This window comes from Streptomyces sp. 1331.2, from assembly GCF_900199205.1.
GTDB lineage: Bacteria > Actinomycetota > Actinomycetes > Streptomycetales > Streptomycetaceae > Kitasatospora.
In genome coordinates, this window is record NZ_OBMJ01000001.1 from 1,065,196 (window position 1) to 1,092,077 (window position 26,882).

The following is a 26,882-nucleotide window of genomic DNA, read 5'->3' on the forward strand; positions in this document are numbered from 1 at the left end:
CACGCGGGGCCCGGGCCGGGTGCCGACCCGGGGTGCCGACCTGGGGGTCGACTCCCGGCTCAGCGGGCCTTGTTGCCGCTGACGGTCTCGGTGATGGCGCGCAGCGACTGCTGCAGCGAGCCCATGGTGGCGAGGACGGCCGTCGGCTCGTAGCCGCAGTGGGCCATGCAGTTGGCGCAGCGCGGGTCCTTGCCGCGGCCGTACTTGCTCCAGTCGGTCTTCTCGACCAGCTCGCGGTAGGTCGGCACGTAGCCGTCGGCCATCAGGTAGCAGGGCCGCTGCCAACCGAACAGCGAGTAGTTGGGGATGCCCCAGGGGGTGCACTCGAAGTCGGCCTTGCCTTCCAGGAAGTCCAGGAAGAGCGGGCTGTGGTTGAGCCGCCAGCGCCTGCGGTTGCCGCCGGCGAAGGCCTTGCGGAAGAGCTCCCGGGTCTGCTCGACGCCGAGGAAGTGCTCCTGGTCGGGGGCCTTCTCGTAGGCGTAGGCGGGCGAGATCATCATCTCGTCCACCTTCAGTTCGTCGTTGAGGTAGTCCAGCACCTCGATGACGGTCTGCGGGGTGTCGGTGTTGAAGAAGGTGCTGTTGGTGGTGACCCGGAAGCCGCGTCGCTTGGCCTCCTTGATCGCGGCCACCGCCTCGTCGAAGGTGCCCTCCTTGGCCACCGACTGGTCGTGCCGCTCGCGCAGGCCGTCGATGTGCACGGCGAAGGTGAAGTACGGCGAGGGCGTGAACTTGTCCATCTTCTTGCGCAGCAGCAGCGCGTTGGTGCAAAGGAAGACGTACTTGCGGCGCTCGACGAGCTGGCGGACGATCTCGTCGATCTGCGGGTGCATCAGCGGCTCGCCGCCGGCGATCGAGACCATCGGGGCACCCGACTCCAGGACCGCGCCGACCGCCTGGGCGACGGGCATCCGCTGCTTCAGGACGCCCGCCGGGTGCTGGATCTTGCCGCAGCCCTCGCAGGCGAGGTTGCAGGCGAACAGCGGTTCCAGCTCCACGATCAGCGGGAACTTCTCCCGTCGCTTGAGCAGCTTCTGCTGCATGAGGTAGGTGCCGACCCGCACGGTCTGGCGCAACGGCATGGCCATGGCTAGCTCGCCTCCTGTGGGAGCGTCGCGGATGTGGGGTGGTTCGGGTCTGCGGAGCCGGGCGTGCGCTCCTGCCGGTACCAGTCGACCAGGGCGGGTACCGTCGCCCGGAGGTTGCGCCAGGCCCGTACTCCGGCCGGGAGGGTGCCGGGCCGCAGCAGCTCGTGTTCGGGGGTGTCGACCACCACCCGCAGGACGGCGGCGGGCAGTGCCGGCCGCACCTCCCGCAGTGCGGCCAGGACGGCGGCGGCCTCCATGTCCACGGCCAGCGCGCCCTGCAGGTGCAGCGCACGCCGCTCGATGCCGCGCACCACGTGGTCGGCGGTGTGGTGCACCCCCGTGTGCACGACCAGGCCGCGTTCCTTCAGCGCCCGGGTCAGTTCCGGCCCGGAGTCGAGCGGGTAGAGGTGGCCCTCGGCGTCGCGCACGCCGTCGGCGGCGACGACGTCGCCGGGCTGCACGCCCGGGCCGACCGCCGCGCCGAACCCGGCCACCACCACCGCGCCGTAGCAGCCGGGGGCGGAGCCGAGCAGCCGTCGCACGGCCGACCCGGCGCGCCGCCGGCCGACCCCGGTACGCAGCAGCACCGGGGGTCCGCCGACCGCGCCGCGCCAGTCACCGCCGCGCAGGGCCCAGACCTCGGGGCCCAGTGCGCAGAGCACCAGCAGGGGGGCGGTGGTCACCGCGCCGCCCCGATCGCCGGGGTGCCGCTCGGCTTGGCAGCCCCCGGGCTTCCGTTGAGGTAGCGGCCGAGCGCGGTGACCGGGAAGACCAGCCGGTACAGGTGGTAGTTGATGGAGAAGTCCCACGGGAAGCCGGTGCCGGTGAACTGCGGTTCGTCCCAGGTGCCCTCGGGCAGCTGGGTGCGCACCAGCCAGTCCACGCCGCGCTCCACCGCGGGGTTGGCCCGGCCGTCCGGTCCCTCGCCGGCCGCGAGCAGCGCCATCAGCGCCCATGCGGTCTGCGAGGCGGTGGAGTCGCCGCGCCCGGCCCAGCGCGCCGGGTCCTCGTAGGAGCGCATGTCCTCGCCCCAGCCGCCGTCGGCGTTCTGCCGGTCCTCCAGCCAGCGCACCGCCCGGCGGATCGCCGGGTGCTCGTCCGGGACGCCGGCCGCGACCAGGGCGGGCAGCACCGAGCCGGTGCCGTAGATGTAGTTGGTGCCCCAGCGCCCGAACCAGGAGCCGTCCGCCTCCTGGTTGCGCAGCAGCCACTCGATGCCGCGCCGGGTCCGCGGGTCGCGGGCGCGGCCGGTCTCGGCGAGCATCTCCACCACGTGGGCGGTGACGTCGGCGGACGGCGGGTCGACGACCTCGCCGAAGTCGCAGAACGGCAGCTTGTTGGGCAGCGTGCTGGTGTTGTCGACGTCGAAGGCGGCCCAGGCGCCGTTCTTGGACTGCATGCCGAGGTTCCAGACCACGCCCCGGTCCACCGCCGCGTCGACCCTGGCCGGGTCGGGGTGGGTGACCCGGCGCAGTGCGAGCACCACCTCGGCGGTGTCGTCGATGTCGGGGTAGGTGTCGTTCTCGAACTCGAAGGCCCAACCGCCGGGGGCGAGCCCGGGCCGCTTGACGGCCCAGTCGCCGCGCTTGCGGATCTCCTCGCCGAGCATCCAGTCGACGGCGGAGACCAGCGCCGGGTGGTCGGCCGGCAGCCCGGCGTCGACCAGGGCGATGGTGGCCAGGCAGGTGTCCCAGACCGGGGACTGGCAGGCCTCCAGCCAGCGCTTGCCGTCCTCGGTGTGCACGGTGAAGCGGTCGAAGGAGGAGAGCCCGGCCTGCATCACCGGGTGTTCCAGCTCGTAGCCCTCCAGGTGGAGGGCGATCAGCGAGTAGACGGCGGGCGGCTGGATGCCGCCCCAGCAGCCGTCGGCCTCCTGCCGTTCGACGATCCAGCGGCAGGCCTGGGAGACGGCCAGCCGGCGCAGCGGGCGGAAGGCCCGGCGGTGGTAGGCGTGCAGCGCCTTGTCCAGGCGTTCGAACAGGCCGTCCCAGGAGGTGGCGGGGGCGAGCGGCCTTTCGGGGAAGGGGTTGTCGGGGTCGGTGTGCAGCTCGGTGAGCGGGAAGGGCGCCGGACGGACGGGCCGGTGGGCCGAGACGACGGTCAGCGGGACGATCGTCTGGCGGGCCCAGCAGCCGAAGGCGTAGATGTTCAGCGGCAGCCACTTGGGCAGGAAGATGATCTCGGGCGGCATCTCGGGCAGCCGCTCCCAGGGCCACCAGCCGAACAGTGCGAGCCAGATCCGGGTGAACACCCGGGCGGCCGCGATGCCCCCGGCGGAGCGGACGTACCGCGCGGCGGCCAGCATGTGCGGGGCGTTCGGGTCGTCGCCGGCCAGCCTGAGCGCGACGTACGCCTCGACGGTGGTGGACAGTTCGGCCGGCCCGCCGTGGAAGGTGCCCCAGGTGCCGTCCTCACGTTGCTGGGAGCGGATCCAGTCGGCGGTGGCGCGCGTCTGTTCCTCGGTCCGGATGCCGAGGAACTGGCGGAGCAGTAAATCCTCGGCGTCCATGGTGACGTTGGTTTCCAGGTCGCCCTTCCACCAGCCCTCGGAGGACTGCAGCGAGAGCAGGTGGGTGGTGGCGCGGGCCAGGGCCTCCCGCGCGTCGGCCGGCCGGAGGTCCGCCTCACCGGCCGGCCGGAGCTGGTCGGTGTCCTCGGGCTGCCGCCGCCCCGCGCCCAGCAGGGTCGGGGGGCGGTCGCCCACCGCGACCGGCTCGGGATCGTACTCAGGGTCGAGCCGGCCGTCCGCGGTTGCTGTCAACGTAACGTCACCTCTCTCGTACCACCACGAATTCGGCGAGTGCGACGAAGTGCTCGCGCACCTCGTCGGACATGGGCACCTCGTCCAGGGCGGCGAGGGCAGTCGTGTGCTGGCGGCGGGCCTCCTCCTGGGTCCAGGCCCGGCCGCCGGCCTCCTCGATCAGCGCGGCCCGGGCGGCGAGCTCGGGCTCGCCCTCCTCCCCGCGTCCCTTCGGGTCGGCCAGCTGCTCGGCGAGCCGGCGCGAGGCCGGGCCGCCCTCCGCCAGGGCGGCGGCGACCGGCAGGGACTTCTTGCGCTGGCGCAGGTCACCCCAGTGCGGCTTGCCGGTGACCTCGGTGGCACCCCAGATGCCGAGCAGGTCGTCCACCGCCTGGAAGGCCAGTCCCAGGTGGTGGCCGTAGCGCTGGAGGGAGTCGGAGACCTTGTCGTCGGCTCCGGCCAGGACGGCACCGATCGCCGAGGCGGCGGCCAGCAGGGCCGCCGTCTTTCCGCCCTCCATCTCCAGGCACTCCGCGACGGTGACGCTGTCGCGCTGTTCGAAGGCGACGTCCATGGCCTGCCCGTCGATCAGCCGGCGGGTCGCCGTGGTGAGCAGCCGCACGGCCCGCGCGGCGTCGGTGGGGCTCGCGCCGCCGTTCACCGCGGCGTCGAGCAGCACCTCCGTGCCGAGCGTCGCCAGGGCGTCGCCGACCAGGATCGCCTGGGCCGGTCCGAAGACCGTCCAGGCGGTGGCCCGGTGCCGACGGGTCTCGTCACCGTCCATCAGATCATCATGGAGCAGGGAGAAGTTGTGCACCAGTTCAACAGCCACTCCGCCGGGGACGCCCACCTCGGCCGGCGCGCCGGTGGCCTGGGCGGACAGCAGCGCCAGCGCCGGGCGCACGGCCTTGCCGCCGTCACCCGCGACGGGCGTGCCGTCCCGGTCGATCCAGCCGAAGTGGTAGGCCGCGACGGTGTCCATCGGTGCCGCCAAACGGGCGACCGCGGCCCGTAGGGGCGGGGTGCAGAGCGTACGGCTGCGGGCGAGCAGCTCCGGCACCGAGACCGGTTCGGCGTGCGCCGTGCCTCCGACGGCGAAGCCGGTGCGTGACTCCACGTGCGTTCCCTCTCCCTCGTGGTGCCGGACCGCCCGGGGCGACCGGGTGCTGTCGGTGCGGCTGGTGTCTCTTCGCGTGCTGCCGGTGCCGACGGTGTCGGGGCGGCCGAACCGGTCGATTCCGCCGATGCGCTCGACGGTACGCCCGACGGCTCTGGCGGGCTCTCCGGCGGCGGGGCCCGCCGTCACCTGGGCCACCTCCCGTCGCCGCGGTCCACCGGCATCCGGGCGCCGGCCGCGGCGAGGGCGGCGTCGGCGGCGGCGTGGCCGCTGCGCACGGCGCCCTCCATGGTCGCGGGCCAGCCGGTGGCCGTCCACGAGCCGGCCAGCAGCAGGCCTGGCACGTCGGTGCGGGCCGACGGGCGCAGCGTCCCGCTGCCGGGGGCCGGGTCGAAGGTCGCGGTGCGCTCCCGGGTGACGAAGAAGTCCAGCACCTCGGCACCCGCCGCGGCCGGCAGCAGCCGGGCCAGCTCGGGCAGGTAGCGGCGGCGCAGTTCGGCGACCGGCAGGTCGATCTCGTCCTGCACCGCGGACTGCGAGAGCGCCAGGTACTGGGCGCCCGGGTGGGCCCGGCCGAGCGCGGTGGCGGCCAGACCGGAGTGCGCGGTGCGGTCGAAGACCCACTGGACCGGGGAGCCGAGCGCGGCGAAGAACGGGCGGCGCACCAGTTTGCGGTCGTAGATCACGTGCACGTTGAGGATCGGCGCGGTGCCGAAGCGGGCCAGCCGGTCCTGCTCCGGGATGGCGTTCGGCGGCAGCAGGGCGGCCGCGCTGTCCTGGGCGCCGGCCAGGACGACGGTGTCGGCGGTGAGCAGTTCCCCGCCTTCCAGGAGGACGGCGTGCTGCGGGGCGGCCGGCTTGAGCTCGGCGCCCCGGGCGCGCAGCAGCACCTTCACGCCCAGGCGCTCCAGTTCGGCGATCGCCCGATCGTGGTGGATCGCGCCGAGCGGGGCGGCGGCGATGCCGATGTCGGCGGCGCCGGGGTCGGAGAGCAGGCCGGTCTGGAACACCTTCGCGGCGAGCGCCATCGACACCTGGTCGGCCCGGGCGTTCAGGGTGGCGACGCCGACCAGGTCCCACAGGGCCGCCTGGGTGGCGGCGTTCTGCCCGTTGCGGCGCAGCCACTCGCCGAAGGAGATCCGGTCCAGCGCCGGGTCGGCGAGGTCCAGGCCCTTGAGGGCGAGTGCGCCGCGGACCACCCGGGCGCGGTCGGCCGGGGACAGGTGCGGGTAGCGGGCGAGGCTGGCCGCCAGGTGGAGCGGGACGGGCAGGCCGCTGCGCCGGAGCCGTCCGAGGGTGCGCACCGGGGCGTCCTCGGGGCCGGTGACGGAGAGCACCGGGACGTCGAGACGGTCCTGCAGGTGGGCCAGCCGGGTGGCACCGAGCCGTTCCAGCAGGCCGCGGTAGGCGGTGCAGCAGCGCAGGTAGACGTGCTGGCCGTTGTCGACGGTCAGCTCGCCGCGCCGGAAGGAGAAGGCCAGGCCGCCGAGCCGGGGGCGCCCCTCGGCGAGGGTGACCCGGTGGCCCGCCTCGGCCAGGCGGAGCGCGGCGGTGATGCCGGCCAGGCCGCCGCCGACCACGAGGGCGGCCGGGCGCGCGGCATCGGCTCGCCCGGTCATCGGTCCTCCCCCTCGCAGTCGCCGGACCGCCGGGAGGCGGTCGTTGAAGCCGGTACCCGTTCCGTCAACACGGAACTGCCCGCACGTGATTCCCCGCTGACACAGCGTGACAGAAGTGTGGCGAGAATCAAGAACGCCCCCCGGCGAGCCCGGAAAGCGCCACGTACGCCTTCTCCCAGCCCGGCAGCGAGACGCGGCCGCGCAGCACCGACTCGGGGTCGGCGGCGATGCGACCGAGCAGCCGGTGGTAGATCCCGGCCATGGCGGCGGTGCAGGCGCGGCTGCGGCGGTCGAGCATCGGCAGCAGCCGCAGGCCCTCCTCGAAGGCGGACTGGGCGCGGGCGGCCTCGAAGGCGACCAGGCCGGTGAAGTCCGCGCCGACCGGCGGCTTGGACAGGGCGAAGCCCTGCTCGCAGCCGAACCGGACCAGGTCCTCGGTGGGCAGGTAGGTGCGGCCGTTCAGGGCGTCCTCGCGCAGGTCGCGCAGGATGTTGGTGAGCTGGAGCGCCAGGCCCAGGGTGTCCGCGTAGCGTGCCCCGCGTTCGGGGTCGTCGCAGCCGTAGACGCCCAGCGAGAGCCGGCCGATCGCGCCGGCCACGCAGCGGCAGTAGACCTTCAGCTCCTCGTACGTCTGGTACTCGGCGCCCTTGAGGTCCATCTCGACGCCGTCGATCAGCTCGTCGAAGCCGCCGAGCGGGATCGGGAAGCGCCGGGCCGTGTCGGCCAGGGCGACCTTGATCGGGTCGGTGTCGTCCTCGGCGACCACCCCGGAGCGGACCTCGTCCACCAGTTCCCGGGTGCGCAGCAGCGCCTCGGCCTTGCGGTCGGCCGGGAGGTCGCCGTCGCCGATGTCGTCCACCCGGCGGGCCAGGGCGTACAGGGCCGACATGGCCAGTCGCTTGGGTTCTGGCAGCAGCCGGATGCCGTAGCTGAAGTTGCGCGCCTGCAGCCCGGTGACTGCCTCGCAGTACCGGTACGCCGCCATGACCTGGGCGGACGCCAGTGGTGATGCCGCCACTCGGGCGTTCACCTTCCCTTCGCGAAGATGGCCGCCGCCTTCGCTGCGAGGCGGCGCTTGTCCGGCTTCGCCTGCCGGGCGAGCACGTCGTACCCGGCGTCCTCGATGGCCGCCAGGGCCGCGTAGCCGCCTGCGGTGAATCCCGCCAGGAGCAGTCGAAGCCTCCCCCGAACCGTACCTACCAATGGTGCGCCGCGATCGAGCAGGGTGCGGGCCCGTTCCATCTCGAAGGCGATCAGTTCGCGCACCGCGCCGTCGGCGGAGGGGGCGGCGAGGTCGGCCTCGGTCACGCCGAAGCGCTGCAGGTCCTCGGTGGGGAGGTAGATCCGGCCGCGGTGCAGGTCCTCGGCGACGTCCTGCAGGTGTTCGACAACCTGGAGGGCGGTGCAGATGGCGTCGGAGAGCTCGATCCGCTCGGGCGTGGAGACGCCCGCGATGGCCAGGACGAGGCGGCCGACCGGGTCGGCGGAGAGCGTGCAGTAGCCGACCAGGTCGTCGTAGGTGGCGTAGCGGGCGGTGGTCTGGTCCACCCGGTTGGCCTCGATCAGACGGCGGAACGGCTCGGGGGTCAGGCCGTGCCGGTCGACCAGCGGGACCAGGGCGCGCAGCAGGGGTGGCGGGGGCGGTCGGCGCCGGAGGGGTGCAGCGCGGTCTCGAACGCCCGGTCGAGGTCGTGCTCAAGCCCGTCGAGCAGGGCGAGCCGGAAGGCGACCTCCGGCGGAGCCGGCAGGCCGGGCTGGGCCGAAGGGGTGGCGGGGGGCCGTTCCTCGATCCCGAGCAGGGCGGCGGTGGCGGCCGGGTCGGCCAGGTCGCCGTCGCCGGCGTCGTCGACGAGGCGGGCGAAGCCGTAGACCGCCATCAGGTCGTCGCGCCAGGCCGCGGGCAGGAAGAACGGGGCGACCGGGAAGTTCTCCGCACCCGCCTTCTCCAGGGTCTGACCTGCGGACCGGTTCACCGGCGTATCACTGGGCTGGGCCGAAGCCGACACTGCTGTCACTCCCCCGTTCTACACCGCTGGGTACGACCGGTCCGACTCGGACACGCGTCCGAGCGCGGGCGTCACGTCCGCCACACCGCCCTCGCGCCTGACAGCCTGACACCGCGGGGCGCGCCGGAGAAGACCGCCCCGCCCGTCGGGGCGGGGCGCTCACCCCCGCGGCGGCGGGCCACCCGGGGGACCGGGCGGGGCATGCCGAAGGCCGGTCCCGGGGGCCGGGACCGGCCTCGGTGGTGCCGGGGTACTGCGGTGTTACGGGCGCTCGCCGCGCTCGTAACGGCCGACGACCTCCTCGGTCGGGCCGTCCATGACCAGCTCGCCGGCCTCGATCCAGATGGTCCGCTCGCAGACCTCGCGGATCGAGTTGTTGTCGTGGCTGACCAGGAAGACCGTGCCGGCGGAGCCGCGCAGCTCGTCGATGCGGCGCTTGCTGCGCTGCTGGAAGGCCTGGTCGCCGGTGGCCAGGGCCTCGTCGATCAGCAGCACGTCGTGGGTCTTCGCGGCGGCGATCGAGAAGCGCAGGCGGGCGCCCATGCCGGAGGAGTAGGTGCGCATCGGCAGGGAGATGAAGTCGCCCTTGTCGTTGATGCCGGAGAACTCGACGATCTCCTGGTAGCGCGCCTTCACCTGGGCCGGGGTCATGCCCATCGCCAGGCAGCCCAGGACGACGTTGCGCTCGCCGGTGAGCTCGTTCATCAGGGCCGCGTTGACGCCCAGCAGCGAGGGCTGGCCGTTGGTGTAGATGCCGCCCTTCTCGGTCGGCAGCAGGCCCGCGATGGCGGCCAGCATGGTCGACTTGCCGGAGCCGTTGGAGCCGATCAGGCCGATCGCCTCGCCCTTGTAGGCGGTGAAGCTGATGCCCTTGACCGCGTGCACCTCGCGCACGCCGGCGCCGCGCTTGCGGCTGAGGATGCGGCTCAGCGCCGAGGTGGCGCTGCCCTTGCCGGAGCCGGCGCCGTGCACCCGGTAGACGATGTGCACGTCGTCGACGACGACGGTGGGTTCGCGGGCCACGTCCGTGTCCCGGACGGTCTCGCGCTTGCTCAGGTCGGTGTCAGCCACGGCCGTACTCCTCCTCGGCCTTCCAGAAGAAGACGTATCCGATGACGAACAACCCGACCGCCCAGCCGATGCCGAACAGCCACTGGTGCGGCGGCAGGGTCTGGTACACGGGCTGGTGCTTGTTGTAGATGACCGGCGCGAAGGCGTGCCGCAGCAGGTCCATGTAGACCGAGGCCGGGTTCAGGTCGGTCAGCACCTGGATGTAGTGCGGCCACTTGTGGACGCGGTCCTGGATGCTGAACATCACGCCGGACAGGAACATCCAGGCCCGCATCACGAACGGGATCAGCTGGGAGATGTCGCTGGTCTTGGCGCCGATCCGGGCCATGATCAGGGAGATGCCGGTGTTGAACATGGTCTGCAGCAGCAGTGCCGGGACGATCAGCAGCCAGGTCTTGCCCGGGGCGATGCCGCTGGCCAGGACGGTGACGACCAGCACGACCATCGAGATCAGCAGCTGCTGGAGCTGGATCACGGTGAAGGCGATCGGCAGGCTGGCGCGGGGGAAGTGCAGTGCGCGGATCAGGCCGAGGTTGTCGGAGATCGCCCGGGTGCCGGACTGCACCGCGTTCTGGGTGAACTGGAAGACGAAGACGCCGATGCAGAGCCAGGCGATGTAGGTGCCCGGCGGGAAGCCCTGCTTGCTCTCCAGGATCACGCCGAAGACCAGGTAGAACACGGCGCAGTTGAGCAGCGGGGTCACGACCTGCCAGAGCTGGCCGAGCTTGGCGTCGGTGTACTGGGCCACCAGGCGGGCGGTGGCGAAGGCCCAGATGAAGTGGCGCCGGGCCCAGAGCTGCTTGGTGTACGCGAACAGGCCCGGCCGGGCGCCGCTCACCGACAGGCCGTACTTGTCCGCAAGCTGCTTGGGGGTCAGGCCTGCGTCCACCCCCCTGGGGGTCGAGAGGCTGACGGGTTCACTCACTGTCGACACATTCGTCCTTCACGCGGGATCGGTCGGGGCAGCCGGTCGACGGAGGGTCCGTCGGCCGTGCGCCGAGGGGGATCCACTGGGATCTCGGGGGAGCCGGCCGGTGTGTGGTCACCGGCCGAGGAGATCGATCATTCGATCAGATCAGATGATCGGTGGTCGGCCCAGCCTGGTCAGTTGCCAAACGGTACGCCATCGCATGGGCCGCCGCGGACCGCAGGGTTCGCGCCAGCCCGCCCGGAACCCGCCCCACCAGGCCTTCAGCGCCTCGGGGGAGGGGCGTCGGGCCAGGGTCAGCAGGAACCAGGTTCCCAGATAGAGAGGCACCAACGGGGCCGGAAGGTTCCGCCTCGCGAGCCAGACCCGGTTGCGGGCCACGTTGTGGAAGTAGGTGGCGTGCCGGGCGGGCGAGGTCGTGGGGTGGTGCAGGACCACGTCCGCGCGGTAGTCGATGGCCCAGCCGGCGTCCAGCGCGCGCCACGCGAGGTCGGTCTCCTCGTGCGCGTAGAAGAACTCGGCGGGCAGCTGGCCGGCCTGCTCGAACACCGTGCAGCGCACGGCGCTCGCGCCGCCCAGGAAGGTCGTCACCCGGGACGAGCGCAGCGGGTCGCTGGCGCGCAGCCGGGGGACGTGCCGGCGCTGGGTGACACCGGTGTCCGGGTCGGCGATCCGGAAGGAGACGATGCCCAGCTCCGGGTCGGCGGTGAAGGCCTCCCGCAGCAGCCGGGCCGAGTCGGTGCGCGGCAGGCTCCCGTCGTCGTCCAGGAAGAGGACGGCGTCGACGTCCTTCCCGTCCCGGCCGAACAGCTCGATGCCGACGTTGCGCCCGCCGGGGATGCCCAGGTTCTCCGGCAGCTCCACGCTGCGCACGCCCTCGGGCAGCGGGGGCAGCTCGACCCCCTGGCCGACCACGGCCAGCTCGACCGCCGGGCCCTCCTGGGCGCGGACGGACTCGATCAGGGCGTTGAGCTCGGCGGGCCGGTTGCCCATGGTGATGATCACGGCGCCGAGGCGGAAGCTCTCCGCGGTCGCTCCGCCGGTCATCGCAGCCTGCTGGAGAGGACGATGCTCAGCAGGTGCAGCACGGTCTGCAGCATGGCGATCGCCGCCAGGACGACCACCGCGAGCCGGGTGAAGAGGAGCCCGCCGTGCACCGCGTCGGCGATCCCGGCCGCGAGGATGAACAGCGAGGCCTCGACCGCGCCGACCAGGCGGTGGAACTTCAGCAGCGAGGCCGCCCGGCGGGCCTTGGCGACGGCGGTCGAGCGCGGCACCGAGGCGCTGTCCTCGACGGCCGTCAGGCCGCTGCGGGCCCGGGCCACGTCCACCAGGTCCGTCTCGGACTTGATCAGGATCGCGCCGAGCGCGGCCAGCGTGCCGAGGAAGGCCCACTCCCAGTGCGAGCCGCCGCCCTCGCGGTGGAGCAGGTCGGTGGCGCGCAGGCCCAGGCCGGTCAGCAGGGCCGCCTCGGACATGTAGTGGCCCACCCGGTCCAGGTAGACGCCGGTGAGCGAGGTCTGCCGGCGCCAGCGGGCCACCTCGCCGTCCACGCAGTCCAGCAGCAGGTAGACCTGGATCAGCAGGGCGCCCAGCACCGCGCCCGTGATGCCCGGCACGACCAGCGCGGCACCGGCCAGGATGCCGGTGAACATCATCAGGTAGGTCAGGCCGTTGGGCGTGATCGCCGTCATGGTGGAGAGCACGCGGGTGATCCGCAGCGAGATCTTCCGCATGTACAGGCGCCCGGCCCAGTGCTCGGCGCTGCGGCGCTGGAGCATGCCCTCCGGGTGGATCACCGCGCGCAGCTCCTCGATCGAGGGCCGGCGGGTCAGGTCCACCGGGGGACGTTCGGCGCCCGTGGTGGAGCGGTCAGCTGTTGACGGCTTGGACATAGTCGGCGTACGCGTCCCTGATTGCGGAAGGGGAGAGGTCGAGGTGTTCGAGGATGGTGAAGCGCCCCGGGCGGGTGTTCGGAGCGTAGTGCACCGCTTCGGTGAACTCCGCCTCGGTGAAGCCGATCTGAGCCGCGGTCACCGGCAGCCCGTGGCTCGCCAGGCGCTCCACGATCAGACCGGTCAGCTCGCGCTCGCCCCGCAGGAAGCTGGCGAACGCGGCACCGAGGCCGACCTGTTCGCCGTGCTGGGCGGACCGCTTGGGATACAGCACGTCCAGGGCATGCGAGATCTCGTGGCAGGCGCCCGACGAAGGCCGGGTGCTGCCCGCGATGTTCATCGCGATGCCGGACAGTACCAGGGCCTCCGCGAGGGCCGTCAGGAGGTCCTGATCCTGAGTGTTTCCTGGGTGCCGCAGCAGGTTCTCGCCCGCCGAGCGGGCCATCGCGACGGCCAGTCCGTCCACCGGCTCGCCGGTGACCGCGTGCGACAACTCCCAGTCCGCGCAGGCCGAGATGTTGGAGACGACGTCGCCGATGCCGGCCGCCACGAAGCGCTGCGGGGCCTGCCGGATCACGTCCAGGTCGACGATGATGCCGATCGGGCTGGGCACCCCGTAGGAGCCCCGGCCGGCGTCGTTGTCGAGGGTCGAGACCGGCGAGCAGATGCCGTCGTGGGCCAGGTTGGTGGCGACCGCGACCAGCGGCAGGCCGACCCGGGCGGCGGCGTACTTGGCGGCGTCGATGATCTTGCCGCCGCCGAGACCGACGATCGCGTCGTAGTGCCCGCCGCGCATCGACTCGGCCAGCCGCACCGCGCTGTCCAGGGTGCCGTCGTCCACGTTGTACCAGTCGGCGCCGGGCAGGGCGGGCTCCAGGCGCCGGCGCATGGCCGCGCCGGAGCCGTTGCTGATCGCCACCGCGATCCGGCCCGAGGCCGACAGCCGCTGGTCCGCGAGGATCCCGCCGAGCGCGTCCAGCGCGCCCGAGCGGATCTCCACGAACAGCGGCGACGGGACCAGTCGGGTCAGTACCGGCACGCGATCTCCCGCGCCTTCGCCAGGTCCTCGTGGTTGTCGACCTCGACCCAGGAGACCTCGCCGATCGGCTGCACGTCGATCCGCAGGCCGCGGTCGACCATCTCCTGGTAGCCGTCCTCGTAGTACAGCTGCGGGTCGCGCTCGTAGGTGGCGCGCAGCGCGTCGGCCAGGTCGTCGGCGGCGGCCGGGTTGATGACGGTCACGCCGATGTACTCGCCGCTCGCCTCGGCCGGGTCCATCAGCTTGGTGATGCGGCGCATGCCGGCGGCCGGGTCGACGACGACCTTCATCTCCTCGTCGGCGAGCTTCTTCACCGTGTCGAGGGCGAGCAGGATGCCGGGGGCCCGGCCGGCCTCGGTGAGGCGCTCGTTGCCCTCCAGCACAGTGCGCTGGACGGAGGCCGGGTGCACGGTGTCGCCGTTGGCCAGCAGCAGGCCCTCGGAGAACAGCTCGCGGGCGCACCACAGCGAGTAGGCGTTGTTCCACTCCTCGGCCTTGTCGTTCTCGACCAGGTGGAGCTTGACGCCGTACTTGGCCTCCAGGGCGTCCTTGCGGTCGTACACCGCCTCCTTGCGGTAGCCGACGACGATCGCGGCCTCACGCAGTCCGACCTCGGCGAAGTTGCCCAGGGTGAGGTCCAGGACGGTCCGCTCCCCGTCGACCGGCACCAGCGCCTTGGGCAGCGTGTCGGTGTACGGGCGCAGCCGGCGGCCGGCGCCGGCTGCCAGAACGAGGCCGATCATGCGGGGTCTCCTGATCCGTCGGGCTGTGCGTGCGAACCGTGCCGAGGGGCGCCGCTGCTCCGCCGGGCCGGTGTGCGACCGGACCGGGCAGCGGCGCGCCGGTACCTGCACAGGTCCGGGCACCGTGTCGTATGTGATGGTAGGCGACTCGGACGATCGGCCCGAACGCGCCCGGAGACGGGAAGGTGACGGCCCGGTGACCCTCCGGCTGCGCGCCGAGCCGCACCCGATCGCACCGGGGCGGTCGAACAGCCCCCGAACGTCCGTCGAACGGTTCTGCGACAGTGATGACTCTTACGGGGGCTTCCCGGACCCACTTCTGTACGGATTCCGACTCCTCCGGGCCATGATCCGCCCGGTTGTGCGTGGGACCCCGGACGAGTGCCACCCATACGGCAGACTGGAGCCCGACGCCGGCGCCGGTGCCCCCGCTGCGTCCGCCGCGCTCCGTCCGGAGCGCCGGACACGCCCGATGCTCCCGTTGCTCCCGCTCCCGGAAAGAGGCCCCATGCCCCAGAGTCTGCCGACCGACCCGACGCACTTCGCCGCCGAGATCGACACCGGTCTCGACGTGGAGACCGACGTGACGGTCGACCCACGGGCCGCCTCGGCTCCCGGCACCGAGATCCTGCTGGAGCTGGTCGACGACGAGGGCGTGACGATCGGCACCGCCGAGAAGCTCTGGGCCCACCAGCAGCCGGGCCGGCTGCACCGCGCCTTCTCGGTGTTCCTCTTCGACCGCCAGGGCCGGCTGCTGCTCCAGCGCCGCGCCCTCGGCAAGTACCACTCCCCCGGCGTCTGGTCGAACACCTGCTGCGGCCACCCCTACCCCGACGAACCGCCCTTCGTCGCCGCCGCCCGGCGCACCGCCGAGGAGCTGGGCGTCGCCCCGGCGCTGCTCTGCGAGGCCGGCACCGTCCGCTACGACCTGCCGGACGAGGCCTCCGGGCTGATCGAGCGGGAGTGGAACCACCTCTTCGTGGGACTGGTCACCGCGCCGGTCGAGCCGAACCCGGACGAGGTGGACGACTTCGCCTTCGTGACCGCGGAGGAGCTGCGGGAGCTGCGGGCCGAGCGGCCGTTCTCGGTCTGGTTCGAGACCGTCTTCGAGGCGGCGCTGCCGGGGATCCGGGAGATCGCCGGGCGGGACTGGTAGTCGGACCGTCGAAGAGCCGGTCAGCGGTCGGGCTCCGGGGGACGGGCAGCGAGGCCCAGATGACCTTGCCGCCCTCCCCCGTCCGCTCGACGTCGCACACCCCGCCGGCCTGCAGGGTGACGCTCTTCACCAGCAGCAGCCCGCGCCCGCCGGTGCGTCCGGTGTCGTTCTCCAGCGCCTTCGGCCGGTACGGATCGCCGTCCTCGACCGACACCCGCACCCAGCCGCCGCGCACCGACAGCTCGGTGACCACCTCGGGCGACAGCTCGGCGGCGTGCGTCACCGCGTTGCTGACCAGCTCCGAGACGATCAGCAGCAGGTCGTCCACCAGTTCCTGGTAACGCACCCCGGCCATGCCCTGGGCCAGCAGGCGGTCGCGCACCGCGTGCCGGGTGCGCGGCACCGAGGCCTCCGCGGCGGGCACCGGGAAGCGCCACACGCCCTCGGCGGGTCCGCCGCCGGGTCCGCCCGGTCCGCCGGGCGCAGCGGCGTCGCCCCGCCCGTCCCCCGGCCCGCCGCGTCTCGGTTCGGCCTCCGCCGTTCCGCTGATCTGCTCCACGTCCAGCCGCCCTTCGTCCGCGACCCGGGAATCAGGCGATCCGCTCATGGCGCCCTCGGTCCACAGAGGCTAGGAGAGGCGTCCCGGCGGCCGTGGCACCGTCGACAAGTTGCCCGTGTCGGACCACTTCCGACCGGAACCGATCGCGGGCGGGGGCGAAGTCGACCGGTTCCTTCGCGGACGCCACCGGTTCGGGCGGGGTTCGATCGTGTTCGCCAGCCGTACCAACCTGTACGGGGCCGCTTCGAGCCGGTGGGGGACCGGCTCGGACCCGCGGGAGGAGCGCCCGGGCCGGTGGGGGGACGGGCCCGAGGAAACGCAGGTGAGAAGCACTCCAGAACCCTGGTAATGTTCTCTCTGTCGCCGAGGGGGCGAGAGAAAAACCCCCGGAGCACACACCCCGTCCGGGTGGCGGAATGGCAGACGCGCTAGCTTGAGGTGCTAGTGCCCTTTATCGGGCGTGGGGGTTCAAGTCCCCCCTCGGACACAGCCGAATTCCCCGTGGGATCCGAAAGGAACCCACGGGGAATTTCCTTTTTCCCGGCTCACTCGCAGCCCGTCACCCCCGGGCCGCCATCCCCGTCCGCCACCCCCGTGGCGGTGTGACGCCGGTCTCCACACGGAACCCGTCGGTCCGGAAACCGGACACGAGATGGCAACGATCGTACGGTTTGAGCTTCCCCTGAGGTATTCGCCCGTTTTCTGACCATAGGCTGCTGTGCGTTTGTCCGGAATGCGGACTCAAAACCGCAAAAACACCGACACCACCCAATGAACCCCGAGCGAGAGGACCGATACGTTGAGTGAGCCCGAATCCTCGACGGCATCACACCAGAACTACCGCCGATCGCTCGGCACCATCAGCCTGACGGCCGTCGGGCTGGGGTCGATCATCGGATCCGGGTGGCTGTTCGGTGCCGAGCGGGCCGCCAAGCTCGCCGGACCGGCCTCGATCCTCGCCTGGGTGATCGGTGCCGCGGTGGCGCTGACCATCGCCCTCACCTACAGCGAGCTGGGCTCGATGTTCCCCAAGGCCGGCGGCATGGTCCGCTACGGCCAGTACTCGCACGGCTCGCTGGCCGGCTACCTTGCCGCCTGGGCCAACTGGATCGCCATCGTCTCGGTCATCCCGGGTGAGGCCACCGCCTCCGTCCAGTACATGAGCTCCTGGCACTTCGGCTGGGCCAAGGGGCTCTACGACGGCCAGGAACTGACCCTCAGCGGGGTGGCGCTCGCCAGCGTGCTGCTGGTCGGCTACTTCGTCCTGAACTGGTTCGCGATCACGCTGTTCGCCAAGACCAACACGGCGATCACCGTCTTCAAGGTCGTCGTGCCGACGCTGACCGCCGGCGCGCTGCTCCTCGCGCACTTCGACTCCGCGCACTTCACCGACCATGGCGGCTTCGCGCCCAACGGCTGGAGCGCGGTGTTCACCGCCGTCGCGGTCTCCGGCATCGTCTGGGCCTTCAACGGCTTCCAGTCGCCGCTCAACCTCGCCGGCGAGGCCAAGAACCCCGGCAAGTCGCTGCCGAAGGCCGTCATCGGCTCGATCCTGATCGCCCTGGTGATCTACGTCGCGCTGCAGATCGCCTTCCTCGGCGCCATCCCGGCCGCCGACCTCTCGCAGGGCTGGAGCAGCCTCGCCTACACCTCGCCGCTGGCCGACCTGGCCATCGCCTGGGGCCTCAACTGGCTCGCGATCCTGCTCTACGCGGACGCCTTCATCTCGCCGTCCGGCACCGGCATGATCTACGCCGCCACCACCTCGCGCATGATCCACGGCGTGCAGGAGAACGGCCACCTGCCGAAGGTCTTCGGCAAGGTCGACGCCAAGACCGGCATCCCGCGCCCGGCGCTGGTGCTCAACCTGGTCGTCGCCTTCCTGTTCCTCGCGGTCTTCCGCGGCTGGGGCTCGCTGGCCGAGATCGTCTCGGTGGCCACGGTGATCTCGTACATCACCGGCCCGGTCGCCGTGATGGCGCTGCGCCGACTCGCCCCTGACCTGCCGCGGCCGGTCCGGCTGCGCGCCATGCCGGTGATCGCCCCGGTCGCGATGGTCTTCGGCTCGCTCGTCCTGTACTGGGCCCGCTGGCCGCTCACCGGCAAGGTCATCCTGCTGATGGCCGCCGGTCTGCCGATCTGGGCCTGGTACGAGCTGCGCAAGCCGTTCGCCCAGCTCAAGCCGCACCTGATGGCGGGCGCCTGGATGGTCGCCTACCTGTTCGTGATGGCCGGCGTCTCCTGGGCCGGCAGCAGCGACTTCGGCGGCCACGGGTACCTGCCTGAGGGCTGGGACCTGCTGATCGTGGCCGCGATCGGGCTCGCGTTCTACTACTGGGGCGTCGCGAGCGCCTGGGCCAACCCCTCGCTGGCCGCCGTCCGGCAGGAGCTGGCGGACGCGGAGGCGGCGGAGGCCGCGGACGCTGCGGCCGAGGGCGCGCAGGGCTCCATGGGCGAGCCTTCGCGGGTCTGAGTCGTCCGCAGTACGGATGCGGAAGGGCCGGTCGGTGTTCCGACCGGCCCTTCCGCGTACCCGGGGGGGGCTTGCGGCTGCGCCGTGCTGCGCAGTGGGGGCCTGCGGCCGGTCAGCCCCGGCGGGCGCGGCGGATGGCGGAGGTGACGACCGGCGGGAGCAGGTCCCGGGCCGCCCGCTTGGCCACGTTGACCGGGCGGCGGGCCTCGGCGGCACGGGCGCGCCGGACCGCGAGATCCATTTCAGCCTCGCCGCGGGCCGAGTCGAGCGCCAGGTGGGCCGCGTCGGCGGCCAGCCGGTCCTGGTGGCGCGAGCCGCGGAACGGCTCGATGCCCTCCGAGTCGCCGTACATGCGCAGCACCTGGTTCCCGTTGAGGTGGTCGATGCTCAGTTGGCAACCGACCGCGAGGTCGACCCGGTCGAGCAGCTCGCGCTGGAACGGCTCCGGATCGCCCCAGGTGCCGTAGAACTTGCACTCGGTGAGCAGGATCGGCTTGAGCCCGTGGTTGAAGACCGCTTCCCAGGTCGCGGCCGCGACGCCCGGAGTGTGCTGGGCGCGGTAGTCGTCCAGCACCACGACGCCCTGCTCCTGCAGCGCGACCCGGGCCACCTGGAGGTCGCCGACGACGTGCTCGTACAGGTGGGAGGCGTCTATGTGGATGAAGCGGAAGGTGCCGGGGGATATGTGCCCGCGGGACAGGACGCCGGTCGGGGCCTGGATGATCTCCGGCAGCTCGTCGTGGAAGGCGAGGTAGTTGGTCTCGAAGGCCGAGCGGGTCAGCGTCTTGCGGTAGGAGAGGTCCATCTCGGCGGCGTTCTCGTCGTCGGGCGCCTCCGAGTCGAAGAGGTCGCAGACGGTGAAGGTTTCGCCGGGCTGGAGGTGCTCACCGATGACGATCGCGCTGCGGCCGAGGTAGGCGCCCATCTCCAGGAGGTCGCCGGTGACACCGGTCTTCTCCTGCCGCCCGAGGAACCAGTCGAAGGAATGCCGGTCGTGGTCCCAGAACCACCCCTGGACGTCGTCCAGGCTCGCCGGCTCGGCAGGGTGCTGGGGCTCGCCCGGCAACGCGGCGTCGGTCATGACAGCTCCTTCGGGACACGGGTGGGTCCGCTGGTTCTCGAAGCGGATCTCAGCGGGGGCGGCACTCCGCGCCGGGCGCGGAACGCACCGGTCCCCGACCGTGCGCGGCACGTCGGAGCATTGTCAGCAGTAGACCCCCCGCCGCTGAGTTCCCTGCAATCTACCTGGGCATCCACCGTCGTGTGGAGGTCTGGGGGTGGGGAGTTTCCGGAATCGCCACCGGGGACACCGAGCCGCCGGAAGACCGGACTGCCGGAAGATCGGACCGCCGGACTGCCGGGAGATCGGCTCGGCGGATTCCTGGCGTTGATCCATTGTGTCCCGGCCGGGGTCGCCCGGTCACCCGCTTCGAGGATGATCTTCGTCTCGGATTCTGCGCCTAGCGTGGTCGCGGGCGGTCCTCGACGGGAGGGCCGGTGCGATGAGGAGCATCGTCGGCGTGACGGAAGCACAGCGGGACGAGCGACGGGACGACCGGCGGGACGAGCAGGATCCGGTGCCGGCCCGGGAGTTGGTGGCGATGATGGCCGAGGACGCGGCGGCCGCCCGGTACGCGAACAGTGCGGACCTGGCCGAGCAGGCGCTCTGGCGGCGGCTCACCGCCCGGCACGGGGACCGGCTCCTGGCGATCACCGCCGAGCACGGCTGGCCGACCGAGCGGACCGTCGGCCCCGAGGCCGCCCGGGCGGCCTGGCTGGTCGCCCAGCACGCGGACCGGCAACTCGACGTCCAGCGGCGGGCAGTGGCGCTGATGGGCGAGGCGGTCCGACGGGGCGAAGCGAGCGCGCGCGACCTGGCCTTCCTGGAGGACCGGCTGGCCGTCAACGAGGGCCGCGAGCAGCGCTACGGCACCCAGATCGGCGCGGTTGCGGACGGACGGCCGGTGCCGTGGCCGTGCGAGGACCCGTCGCGCCTGGACGAGCGGCGCGCCGAGGTGGGCATTGAGCCGTTCGATGCGTACACCGCGCGGTTCGCCCCGGGGTGACCGGCAGGTCCGTCGGCGCCGAACCGGCTCTTGCGCCCGCCCGCCCGGGCCGCTTTGACTGACCCTCGACGAGCGCCGGCGGTCGGACGGCCGAGCGGATGAGAGGACCACAGGTGCAGCAGTACGCGGAGTACGGCGACCAGTACATCGACGGCGCCTGGCGGCCCTCCGGGGACCAAGGGTCGATAACCGTACTGAACCCGGCGACCGAGCAGGTGCTCGCCACCGTGGCGGCCGGCGGGACGGCCGACGTGGACGCGGCGGTGGCGGCGGCCCGCCGGGCGGCCCGGAGTTGGGGCGCGACCAGCCGCGAGGAGCGGCTGGCGCTGCTGACCCGGCTGCGGGACGGCATTGCCGCCGCGCAGAACGAGATCACCGAGACCGTGGTCGCCGAACTGGGCGCCCCGGTCGGCTTCACCGCGGCCGTGCACGCCGGGCTGCCGCTGACCGTGGCGACCTCCTACCTGACCCTGCTCGCCGAGCACCCCTTCGAGGAGCGGATCGGCAACTCGGTGGTGCACGCCGAGCCGGCCGGGGTGGTCGCGGCGATCACCCCGTGGAACTACCCGCTGCACCAGATCGTGGCCAAGGTCGTCCCGGCGCTGGCGGCCGGCTGCCCGGTGGTGCTCAAGCCGGCCGAGGACACCCCGCTGGTGGCCCGGCTGTTCGCCCGCCTGGTGCACGAAGCCGGCTTCCCGGCAGGGGTGTTCAACCTGGTCACCGGCACCGGCGCGGTGGCGGGTGCGGTGCTCGCGGCGCACCCGGAGGTGGACGTGGTCTCGTTCACCGGCTCCACCGCCGTCGGCCGGCAGGTCGCCGAGACGGCCGGCCGGGGCCTGAAGCGCGTCGCCCTGGAACTGGGCGGCAAGTCGGCCAACGTGGTGCTGCCGGGCGCCGACATCACCCGCGCGGTCAAGGCGAACGTGGCCAACGTGTTCGCCAACTCCGGCCAGACCTGCAGCGCCTGGACCCGGCTGCTGGTGCACCAGGACCAGTACGAGGAGGCCGTCGAGCGGGCCGCCAAGGCCGCCGCCCAGTACGCCCCGGGCGACCCGACCGACCCGCAGACCCGGATCGGCCCGGTGGTCAACGCCAAGCAGCTGGCCCGGGTGCGCGGCTACATCGACGGCGCGCTGGCCGAGGGCGCCCGGCTGGTCGTCGGCGGGTCCGAGCCCGTCGCCGGCCTGCCCACCGGCTACTACGTCCGTCCGACCGTACTCGCCGACGTCACACCGGAGATGGCGGTCGCCCAGGAGGAGGTCTTCGGCCCCGTCCTGGTGATCCTCGCCTACCGGGACGAGGACCACGCCGTCGAACTCGCCAACGGCACGCCGTATGGCCTGGGCGGCGGCGTCTGGGCCCGCGACACCGACACCGCCGCCGCCTTCGCCCGCCGTCTGGACACCGGCCAGGTCGACCTCAACGGCGGGCGCTTCAACCCGCTCGCGCCGTTCGGCGGTTACAAGCACTCCGGCCTCGGCCGCGAGCTGGGGCGGCACGGGCTGGAGGAGTTCCTGCAGTACAAGTCGCTGCAGTACTGACGCTGGTCGAGTGGCCCCGGGACGTCGGGGACCGGCCCGACGTCCCGGGGCGGCTCGGTGGCGCTCGCCGGGTGCTGCTCGCCGGGCCGTCAGACGAGGTCGACGCCCGGGTAGAGCGGGTACGGGGCGAGGAGGTCCGCGGCGCGCTTGGCGACGGCGTCGCGCAGGGCGGCGTCGAGGGTGTGGTTGGCCTTGGACGGGGCGCCGGCGGCCGTGGTGGCGGGGGTGGCGGCGCGCAGCACGGTGTCGATCAGCTCGGCGATCTCGTCCATCTCGGCGACGCCGAGGCCGCGGGTGGTGAGCGCCGGGGTGCCGATGCGGATGCCGGAGGTGTACCAGGCGCCGTTCGGGTCCTGCGGCACGGAGTTGCGGTTGGTGACGATGCCCGAGTCGAGCAGCGCCGCCTCGGCCTGGCGGCCGGTCAGGCCGTAGCCGGAGACGTCGGCGAGGACGAGGTGGTTGTCGGTGCCGCCGGTGACCAGCGTGCCGCCGCGGCGCAGCAGGCCCTCGGCGAGCGCCTGGGCGTTGGTGACCACGGCGCGGGCGTAGGCCTGGAACTCGGGGCGGCGGGCCTCGGCGAGGGCGACCGCCTTGGCGGCCATGACGTGCGAGAGCGGGCCGCCGAGCACCAGCGGGCAGCCGCGGTCGACGTGTTCGGCCAGCTCGGAGGTGCACAGCACCATGCCGCCGCGCGGGCCGCGCAGGGACTTGTGGGTGGTCGTGGTGACGATGTGGGCGTGCGGGACGGGGTCGTGGTCGCCGGTCAGCACCTTGCCCGCGACCAGGCCGGCGAAGTGCGCCATGTCGACCATGAGGGTGGCGCCGACCTCGTCCGCGATCTCGCGCATCTTCCGGAAGTTCACCAGCCGCGGGTAGGCGGAGTAGCCCGCCACGATGATCAGCGGGCGGAACTCGCGGGCGGTCTCGCGCAGCGCGTCGTAGTCGATCAGGCCGGTGACCGGGTCGGTGCCGTAGCTGCGCTGCTCGAACATCTTGCCCGAGATGTTGGGGCGGAAGCCGTGGGTGAGGTGGCCGCCGGTGTCCAGGGACATGCCGAGCATGCGCTGGTTGCCGAGCTCGTGGCGCAGCTGCGCCCAGTCCTCCTCGGTGAGGTCGTTGACGTTGCGGACCTGGGCCCGCTCCAGGGCCGGGCTCTCGACCCGCTGGGAGAGGACGGCCCAGAAGGCGGTGAGGTTGGCGTCGATGCCGGAGTGCGGCTGGACGTAGGCGTGGTCGGCGCCGAACAGCTCGCGGGCGTGCTCGGCGGCGATGGTCTCGACGGTGTCGACGTTGCGGCAGCCGGCGTAGAAGCGGCGGCCGGCAGTGCCCTCGGCGTACTTGTCGCTGAGCCAGTTGCCCATGGCGAGCAGGACGGCCGGGGAGGCGTAGTTCTCGCTGGCGATCAGCTTGAGCGAGGCGCGCTGGTCGGCCAGTTCCCGGCCGATGGCGGCGGCGATCCGGGGCTCGACGCCGGCGACCACGTCGAGGGCGCTGCGGAAGGCGGTGTCGGCGGCGGGGGTCGCGGCGGTGTGGGGCTGCTGGGCCATGGCGGTCTCCTGGTGGGGATGCGGGGGCCCAGGCGCTCGGCAACTGCACGTGAGGTTTCACGAGGCTGCTTCCCGATGGTTGATTCCATCCCTACGCGCCAGTCGCAGCCCGCCGGAATCGTATCAACACCGGACGGACTGTGGCGGAGGTCTCAGAATGCGGAACAGCCCGACCGGTTTGGTGAGGTTTGTCCGTTCTTTTGCAACGCCGGTGTTGCGGCGAAATGAAGCCGCCACATTTCCCGAAACAGTCCGGCAGGAATTCCCCAGAACACCTCCGGAGGTGATTTGCGGAACCTCGGACGCATCCGATCTGATGTCGCTCGAACGGCCCACGGGAAACCCCCGGCGGCCGTACCGGAAATGCACACCAGCGCACCCTCACCCATGGGGCGGCGGAGAAATTCGGGGGTTACGCCTCATGGCAGTGGTCGACACAGTCCCAGTCCCCGCGGGCGGGCCCGCGACTCCTGCGACCCCCGCGGCCCCCTCGGCACCGAGCGTGCTCCGCCGGATCCTGAAGGACCGGGTCGGCGCCACCGCCCTGGCCGTCGTGCTGCTGTTCCTGCTGCTCGCCGCGGCGGCCCCGCTGATCGCCGCGCTGTACGGGAAGAACCCGGCCGAGCACTACGGCCAGAACACTCCCGGCCTGCTCAGCGACGGCGGCCTGCCGATGCTGCCGAACGGCGGGATCTCCGGCGACTTCTGGTTCGGCCTGGAGCCCGGTCTCGGCCGGGACGTCCTCACCCAGCTGCTGTACGGCGTCCGCACCTCGCTGCTGATCGCCTTGGCGGCGGCAGCCGTGACCACCGCGCTGGGCGTGCTGGCCGGCGTCGCGGTCGGCTATCTCGGCGGAATCGCGGACCGGCTGTTCGGATTCCTCGCCAATGTGTTGCTGGCCTTTCCGACCCTGCTCCTGCTGCTCGCCCTCAGCCCGGTCATCCAGTCCCGGCTGGTCGACCAGGGGGCCGCAGAACCGGAGTGGATGCAGTTCCTGGTGCTGATCCTGGTTTTCTCCGCGTTCGGCTGGATTCCGCTCGCGCTTTCCCTGCGGGCCGCTGTCCGCTCGCTCCGGGAAAGGGATTTCGTGCAGTCCGCCCGGGCCCAGGGCGCGAGCCGCTTCCACGTCGTCGTCCACGAACTGCTACCCAACGTCCGCTCGCAACTACTGGTGCACGCCACCATGGCGGTGCCGACCTTCGTCGCCTCCGAGGCCGCGCTGTCCTTCCTCGGCGTCGGCATCACCGAGCCGGTCCCGGACTGGGGGCGGATGATCTCCCGCGGCTCGGAGGTCTTCCGGGCCGACCCGACGTACCTGGTCTTCCCCGGGGTGGCGCTGCTGGTCTTCGTCATCGCCTTCAACCTGCTCGGCGACGCCGTCCGGGATGCGCTGGACCCGCGCTCCGGCGCCCGCTGAGCCGCCTCTTCCCACTTCTTCACTTCTCACTTCCTACGTCGTACCGACACCCGAGCCCTTCCCGGCGCGATCCGCCGGGGCAAGGAGAGATTCGCCATGCGCTGGACCAGACCGTCCCTCGCCGTCATCGCCACCGCCCTGCTGGCGACCTCCTGCTCGGCGGGCGCGGGCAGCACCGGCTCCGCCGGCGCCGGAGCCCCCGCCAAGGACACCTCCCCGCTGACCGCCGTGCTCGGCACCGAGCAGGAGAGCGCCGGCCCCGCCCCGGCCGTCCCGGGCGCCCGTGCGGGCGGCACCGTGAACGTGTACAACAGCGTCGAGTTCCGCCACCTCGACCCGCAGAAGGTCTACGCGGGCGCCACCTACAACGCCTCGCTGCTCTGGGGCCGCCAGCTGACCCAGTACCAGGTCGTGGACGGCAAGGCCAAGCTGGTCGGCGACCTGGCCACCGACACCGGCACCCCGGCCGACGGCGGGCGCACCTGGACGTACCGACTCAAGCAGGGCGTCGCCTGGGAGGACGGCAAGCCGATCACCTCGCAGGACGTCAAGTACGGCATCGAGCGCACCTTCGGCAAGGGCTACGAGGTCGGCCCGCCCTACTGGCCGCAGTGGCTCACCGGCGAGGCCTCCTACGAGGCGGCGCGCGCCCAGTACACCGGCCCGCAGGACGGCGACCTGGCCGCCATCGAGACGCCGGACGAGCGCACCCTCGTCTTCCACTTCCCGCAGCCGCAGGCCGACGTCCCGTACATGGCCGCGCAGTCCTCCTCCTCGCCCGTGCGCCGGGACAAGGACACCGGGGCGGACTACGACCGCCAGCCGTTCGCGACCGGCCCCTACCGGATCGTCGAGCACGTCCAGAACACCCGCATGGTGCTGGAACGCAACCCGGCGTGGAAGCCCGAGACCGACCCGATCCGCAACCAGTACCCGGAGAAGTTCGTCTTCACGTACGGCAAGGAGGCGCTCAACCTCAACCAGGAGATCCTCTCCGGGCGGGACGGCGGCGCCAACGCCACCACCGCCTCCGACACCCTCTCCCCCGAGCTCTTCCAGACGGCCGACACCGACCCGAAGGCCAATGAACTGGTCGTCTCCGGCCGGCAGGGCGCCTTCGTCACCCAGCTGGTGATCAACAACGAGCGGGTGCCGGACGTCGAGGTCCGCAAGGCCCTGCACCTGGCCTACCCGCGCCGGCAGGCCCGCCAGGTCCAGGGCGGCGCCCGGACCGGCGAGCCGGCCACCACGCTCAGCTCCCCCGCGCTGATCGACTGGCAGAAGTACGACCTCCATCCGGCCAAGCCCGAAGGCGACCCGGAAGCCGCCAAGGCCGAACTCGCCAAGGCCAAGCAGGCGCCGGCCGGCCTCACCTACGCGTACAAGAACACGCCGAACGGGCAGCGCGTCGCGCAGGTGCTGGTGGACGGCTACGCCAAGGCCGGGATCACCCTCGTGCCCAAGCCGGTCGACCCCAAGGCCTTCCTGGACGAGGTGCACCGCGCCGACTCCCCGTACGACCTGTTCGAGGAGACCTCCTCCGTCGACTGGCCGACCCCGTCCACGCTCGTCCCGTTCTCCTTCGACGGCCGCTCCGGCAGCGACACCAACTCCGCGCGCTACCGCAACCCGGAGGTGGACAAGGAGATCGACCGGATCAACCAGATCGGCGAGCCGCGCGCCAAGGCCAAGGAGCTGTACGCGCTGGAGCAGACGGTGATGAAGGACGTGCCGGTCCTGCCGCTCGCCTACCCGACCGTCAACCAGCTACGCGGCAGCAACGTCGGCGGGGCGTTCATCCACCCGATCTACGGGACGGTCTCGCTGGCGTGGCTGTACCTGAAGGCGTGACGTACTGACGTACTCGTTGCGTCCCT

The 26,882-nt window shown here is 72.3% G+C and carries 20 protein-coding genes, 1 tRNA gene, 2 pseudogenes and 1 riboswitch; of the genes and pseudogenes, 7 read left to right on the forward strand and 16 right to left on the reverse strand.

From position 1 onward, the window contains the following. Positions 1–59: 59 nt before the first annotated feature. The 13 genes and pseudogenes from hpnH to CRP52_RS04655 form a co-directional block, all read right to left on the reverse strand. On the reverse strand, positions 60–1,088 hold the full coding sequence (hpnH, locus tag CRP52_RS04595) for an adenosyl-hopene transferase HpnH (RefSeq protein WP_097235207.1): 1,029 nt from the start codon (positions 1,086–1,088) through the stop codon (positions 60–62). A 2-nt stretch (positions 1,089–1,090) separates the two neighbouring features. Next, positions 1,091–1,771: a phosphorylase family protein gene (locus tag CRP52_RS04600; protein ID WP_097235208.1), complete on the reverse strand. Its 681-nt coding sequence runs from the start codon at positions 1,769–1,771 to the stop codon at positions 1,091–1,093. Continuing rightward, a complete protein-coding gene (gene shc / locus CRP52_RS04605; RefSeq protein WP_097239831.1) occupies positions 1,768–3,792 on the reverse strand; it encodes a squalene--hopene cyclase in 2,025 nt (674 codons plus the stop codon). The genes CRP52_RS04600 and shc overlap by 4 nt, the downstream gene beginning before the upstream one ends. Before the next feature lie 64 nt (positions 3,793–3,856). Continuing rightward, complete coding sequence (locus CRP52_RS04610; protein ID WP_097239832.1) at positions 3,857–4,945, reverse strand: polyprenyl synthetase family protein; 1,089 nt, start codon at positions 4,943–4,945, stop codon at positions 3,857–3,859. A 185-nt stretch (positions 4,946–5,130) separates the two neighbouring features. Further along, positions 5,131–6,564 carry a hydroxysqualene dehydroxylase HpnE gene (hpnE, locus tag CRP52_RS04615; protein WP_097235209.1) on the reverse strand — a complete coding sequence of 478 codons (1,434 nt, stop codon included), beginning with the start codon at positions 6,562–6,564 and terminating at the stop codon, positions 5,131–5,133. Positions 6,565–6,691: 127 nt separating this feature from the next. Further along, a complete protein-coding gene (gene hpnD / locus CRP52_RS04620) occupies positions 6,692–7,549 on the reverse strand; it encodes a presqualene diphosphate synthase HpnD (protein ID WP_097235210.1) in 858 nt (285 codons plus the stop codon). Between the two features lie 41 nt (positions 7,550–7,590). After that, positions 7,591–8,570 (reverse strand): annotated as a pseudogene (gene hpnC, locus CRP52_RS04625) (squalene synthase HpnC). A 261-nt stretch (positions 8,571–8,831) separates the two neighbouring features. Further along, complete coding sequence (locus CRP52_RS04630) at positions 8,832–9,641, reverse strand: ABC transporter ATP-binding protein (RefSeq protein ID WP_257032283.1); 810 nt, start codon at positions 9,639–9,641, stop codon at positions 8,832–8,834. Further along, positions 9,634–10,575, reverse strand: a complete 942-nt coding sequence (locus CRP52_RS04635; protein ID WP_097235211.1) for an ABC transporter permease — start codon at positions 10,573–10,575, stop codon at positions 9,634–9,636. Before CRP52_RS04635 ends, CRP52_RS04630 begins: the two co-directional genes overlap by 8 nt. A 141-nt stretch (positions 10,576–10,716) precedes the next feature. Then, positions 10,717–11,616 carry a glycosyltransferase family 2 protein gene (locus CRP52_RS04640; protein WP_097235212.1) on the reverse strand — a complete coding sequence of 300 codons (900 nt, stop codon included), beginning with the start codon at positions 11,614–11,616 and terminating at the stop codon, positions 10,717–10,719. Next, entirely contained in the window at positions 11,613–12,350 is a 738-nt protein-coding gene (locus CRP52_RS04645) for a CDP-alcohol phosphatidyltransferase family protein (RefSeq protein ID WP_179853021.1), read from the reverse strand. Before CRP52_RS04645 ends, CRP52_RS04640 begins: the two co-directional genes overlap by 4 nt. Positions 12,351–12,441: 91 nt before the next feature. After that, on the reverse strand, positions 12,442–13,503 hold the full coding sequence (locus tag CRP52_RS04650; RefSeq protein WP_097235214.1) for an iron-containing alcohol dehydrogenase family protein: 1,062 nt from the start codon (positions 13,501–13,503) through the stop codon (positions 12,442–12,444). Then, entirely contained in the window at positions 13,491–14,246 is a 756-nt protein-coding gene (locus CRP52_RS04655) for a phosphocholine cytidylyltransferase family protein (protein ID WP_097235215.1), read from the reverse strand. The genes CRP52_RS04650 and CRP52_RS04655 overlap by 13 nt, the downstream gene beginning before the upstream one ends. 508 nt (positions 14,247–14,754) lie before the next feature. On the opposite strand from CRP52_RS04655, the gene idi reads away from it, so the two are divergent. Next, positions 14,755–15,402 (forward strand): isopentenyl-diphosphate Delta-isomerase, encoded by a 648-nt coding sequence (gene idi / locus CRP52_RS04660; protein ID WP_097235216.1) that lies wholly within the window; start codon positions 14,755–14,757, stop codon positions 15,400–15,402. Between the two features lie 97 nt (positions 15,403–15,499). On the opposite strand, the pseudogene CRP52_RS04665 reads toward idi, so the two are convergent. Then, a pseudogene (locus tag CRP52_RS04665) lies at positions 15,500–16,009 on the reverse strand (ATP-binding protein); the annotation flags it as partial. A 354-nt stretch (positions 16,010–16,363) separates the two neighbouring features. Here CRP52_RS04665 and CRP52_RS04670 point away from each other — a divergent pair. Both CRP52_RS04670 and CRP52_RS04675 read left to right on the forward strand, forming a co-directional pair. Beyond that, positions 16,364–16,448 (forward strand) — tRNA-Leu (locus CRP52_RS04670). A 312-nt stretch (positions 16,449–16,760) separates the two neighbouring features. Then, positions 16,761–18,434 carry an APC family permease gene (locus CRP52_RS04675; protein WP_097235217.1) on the forward strand — a complete coding sequence of 558 codons (1,674 nt, stop codon included), beginning with the start codon at positions 16,761–16,763 and terminating at the stop codon, positions 18,432–18,434. Positions 18,435–18,546: 112 nt separating this feature from the next. Here the strand turns inward: CRP52_RS04675 and CRP52_RS04680 are convergent, their stop codons facing one another. Next, complete coding sequence (locus CRP52_RS04680; RefSeq protein ID WP_097235218.1) at positions 18,547–19,515, reverse strand: class I SAM-dependent methyltransferase; 969 nt, start codon at positions 19,513–19,515, stop codon at positions 18,547–18,549. 520 nt (positions 19,516–20,035) lie between these two features. Here CRP52_RS04680 and CRP52_RS04685 point away from each other — a divergent pair. Together CRP52_RS04685 and CRP52_RS04690 are read left to right on the forward strand one after the other, a co-directional pair. Continuing rightward, entirely contained in the window at positions 20,036–20,500 is a 465-nt protein-coding gene (locus tag CRP52_RS04685) for a DUF6624 domain-containing protein (RefSeq protein ID WP_097239834.1), read from the forward strand. 113 nt (positions 20,501–20,613) lie between these two features. After that, a complete protein-coding gene (locus CRP52_RS04690) occupies positions 20,614–22,041 on the forward strand; it encodes an aldehyde dehydrogenase family protein (RefSeq protein WP_257032285.1) in 1,428 nt (475 codons plus the stop codon). 89 nt (positions 22,042–22,130) lie between these two features. On the opposite strand, the gene CRP52_RS04695 is transcribed toward CRP52_RS04690, so the two are convergent. After that, a complete protein-coding gene (locus CRP52_RS04695) occupies positions 22,131–23,588 on the reverse strand; it encodes a glycine hydroxymethyltransferase (protein WP_097235220.1) in 1,458 nt (485 codons plus the stop codon). Between the two features lie 19 nt (positions 23,589–23,607). Continuing rightward, positions 23,608–23,704: riboswitch (ZMP/ZTP riboswitch) on the reverse strand. A gap of 386 nt (positions 23,705–24,090) precedes the next feature. Here CRP52_RS04695 and CRP52_RS04700 point away from each other — a divergent pair. After that, positions 24,091–25,005, forward strand: coding sequence for an ABC transporter permease (locus CRP52_RS04700; protein WP_257032286.1), 915 nt, complete (start codon positions 24,091–24,093; stop codon positions 25,003–25,005). A gap of 96 nt (positions 25,006–25,101) precedes the next feature. After that, positions 25,102–26,856 carry an ABC transporter substrate-binding protein gene (locus CRP52_RS04705; protein ID WP_097235222.1) on the forward strand — a complete coding sequence of 585 codons (1,755 nt, stop codon included), beginning with the start codon at positions 25,102–25,104 and terminating at the stop codon, positions 26,854–26,856. The last annotated feature ends 26 nt before the right edge of the window (positions 26,857–26,882 follow it).

Bases quoted from the DNA above. Each gene is read 5' to 3' on its own strand.
- CRP52_RS04655 (WP_097235215.1), bottom strand. From the start codon at position 14,246: ATGATCGGCCTCGTTCTGGCAGCCGGCGCCGGCCGCCGGCTGCGCCCG.
- hpnD (WP_097235210.1), bottom strand. From the start codon at position 7,549: ATGGCGGCGTACCGGTACTGCGAGGCAGTCACCGGGCTGCAGGCGCGC.
- CRP52_RS04645 (WP_179853021.1), bottom strand. From the start codon at position 12,350: ATGCTCCAGCGCCGCAGCGCCGAGCACTGGGCCGGGCGCCTGTACATG.
- CRP52_RS04695 (WP_097235220.1), bottom strand. From the start codon at position 23,588: ATGGCCCAGCAGCCCCACACCGCCGCGACCCCCGCCGCCGACACCGCC.
- idi (WP_097235216.1), top strand. From the start codon at position 14,755: ATGCCCCAGAGTCTGCCGACCGACCCGACGCACTTCGCCGCCGAGATC.
- CRP52_RS04640 (WP_097235212.1), bottom strand. From the start codon at position 11,616: ATGACCGGCGGAGCGACCGCGGAGAGCTTCCGCCTCGGCGCCGTGATC.
- CRP52_RS04705 (WP_097235222.1), top strand. From the start codon at position 25,102: ATGCGCTGGACCAGACCGTCCCTCGCCGTCATCGCCACCGCCCTGCTG.
- CRP52_RS04680 (WP_097235218.1), bottom strand. From the start codon at position 19,515: ATGACCGACGCCGCGTTGCCGGGCGAGCCCCAGCACCCTGCCGAGCCG.
- hpnH (WP_097235207.1), bottom strand. From the start codon at position 1,088: ATGGCCATGCCGTTGCGCCAGACCGTGCGGGTCGGCACCTACCTCATG.
- CRP52_RS04685 (WP_097239834.1), top strand. From the start codon at position 20,036: ATGATGGCCGAGGACGCGGCGGCCGCCCGGTACGCGAACAGTGCGGAC.
- hpnE (WP_097235209.1), bottom strand. From the start codon at position 6,564: ATGACCGGGCGAGCCGATGCCGCGCGCCCGGCCGCCCTCGTGGTCGGC.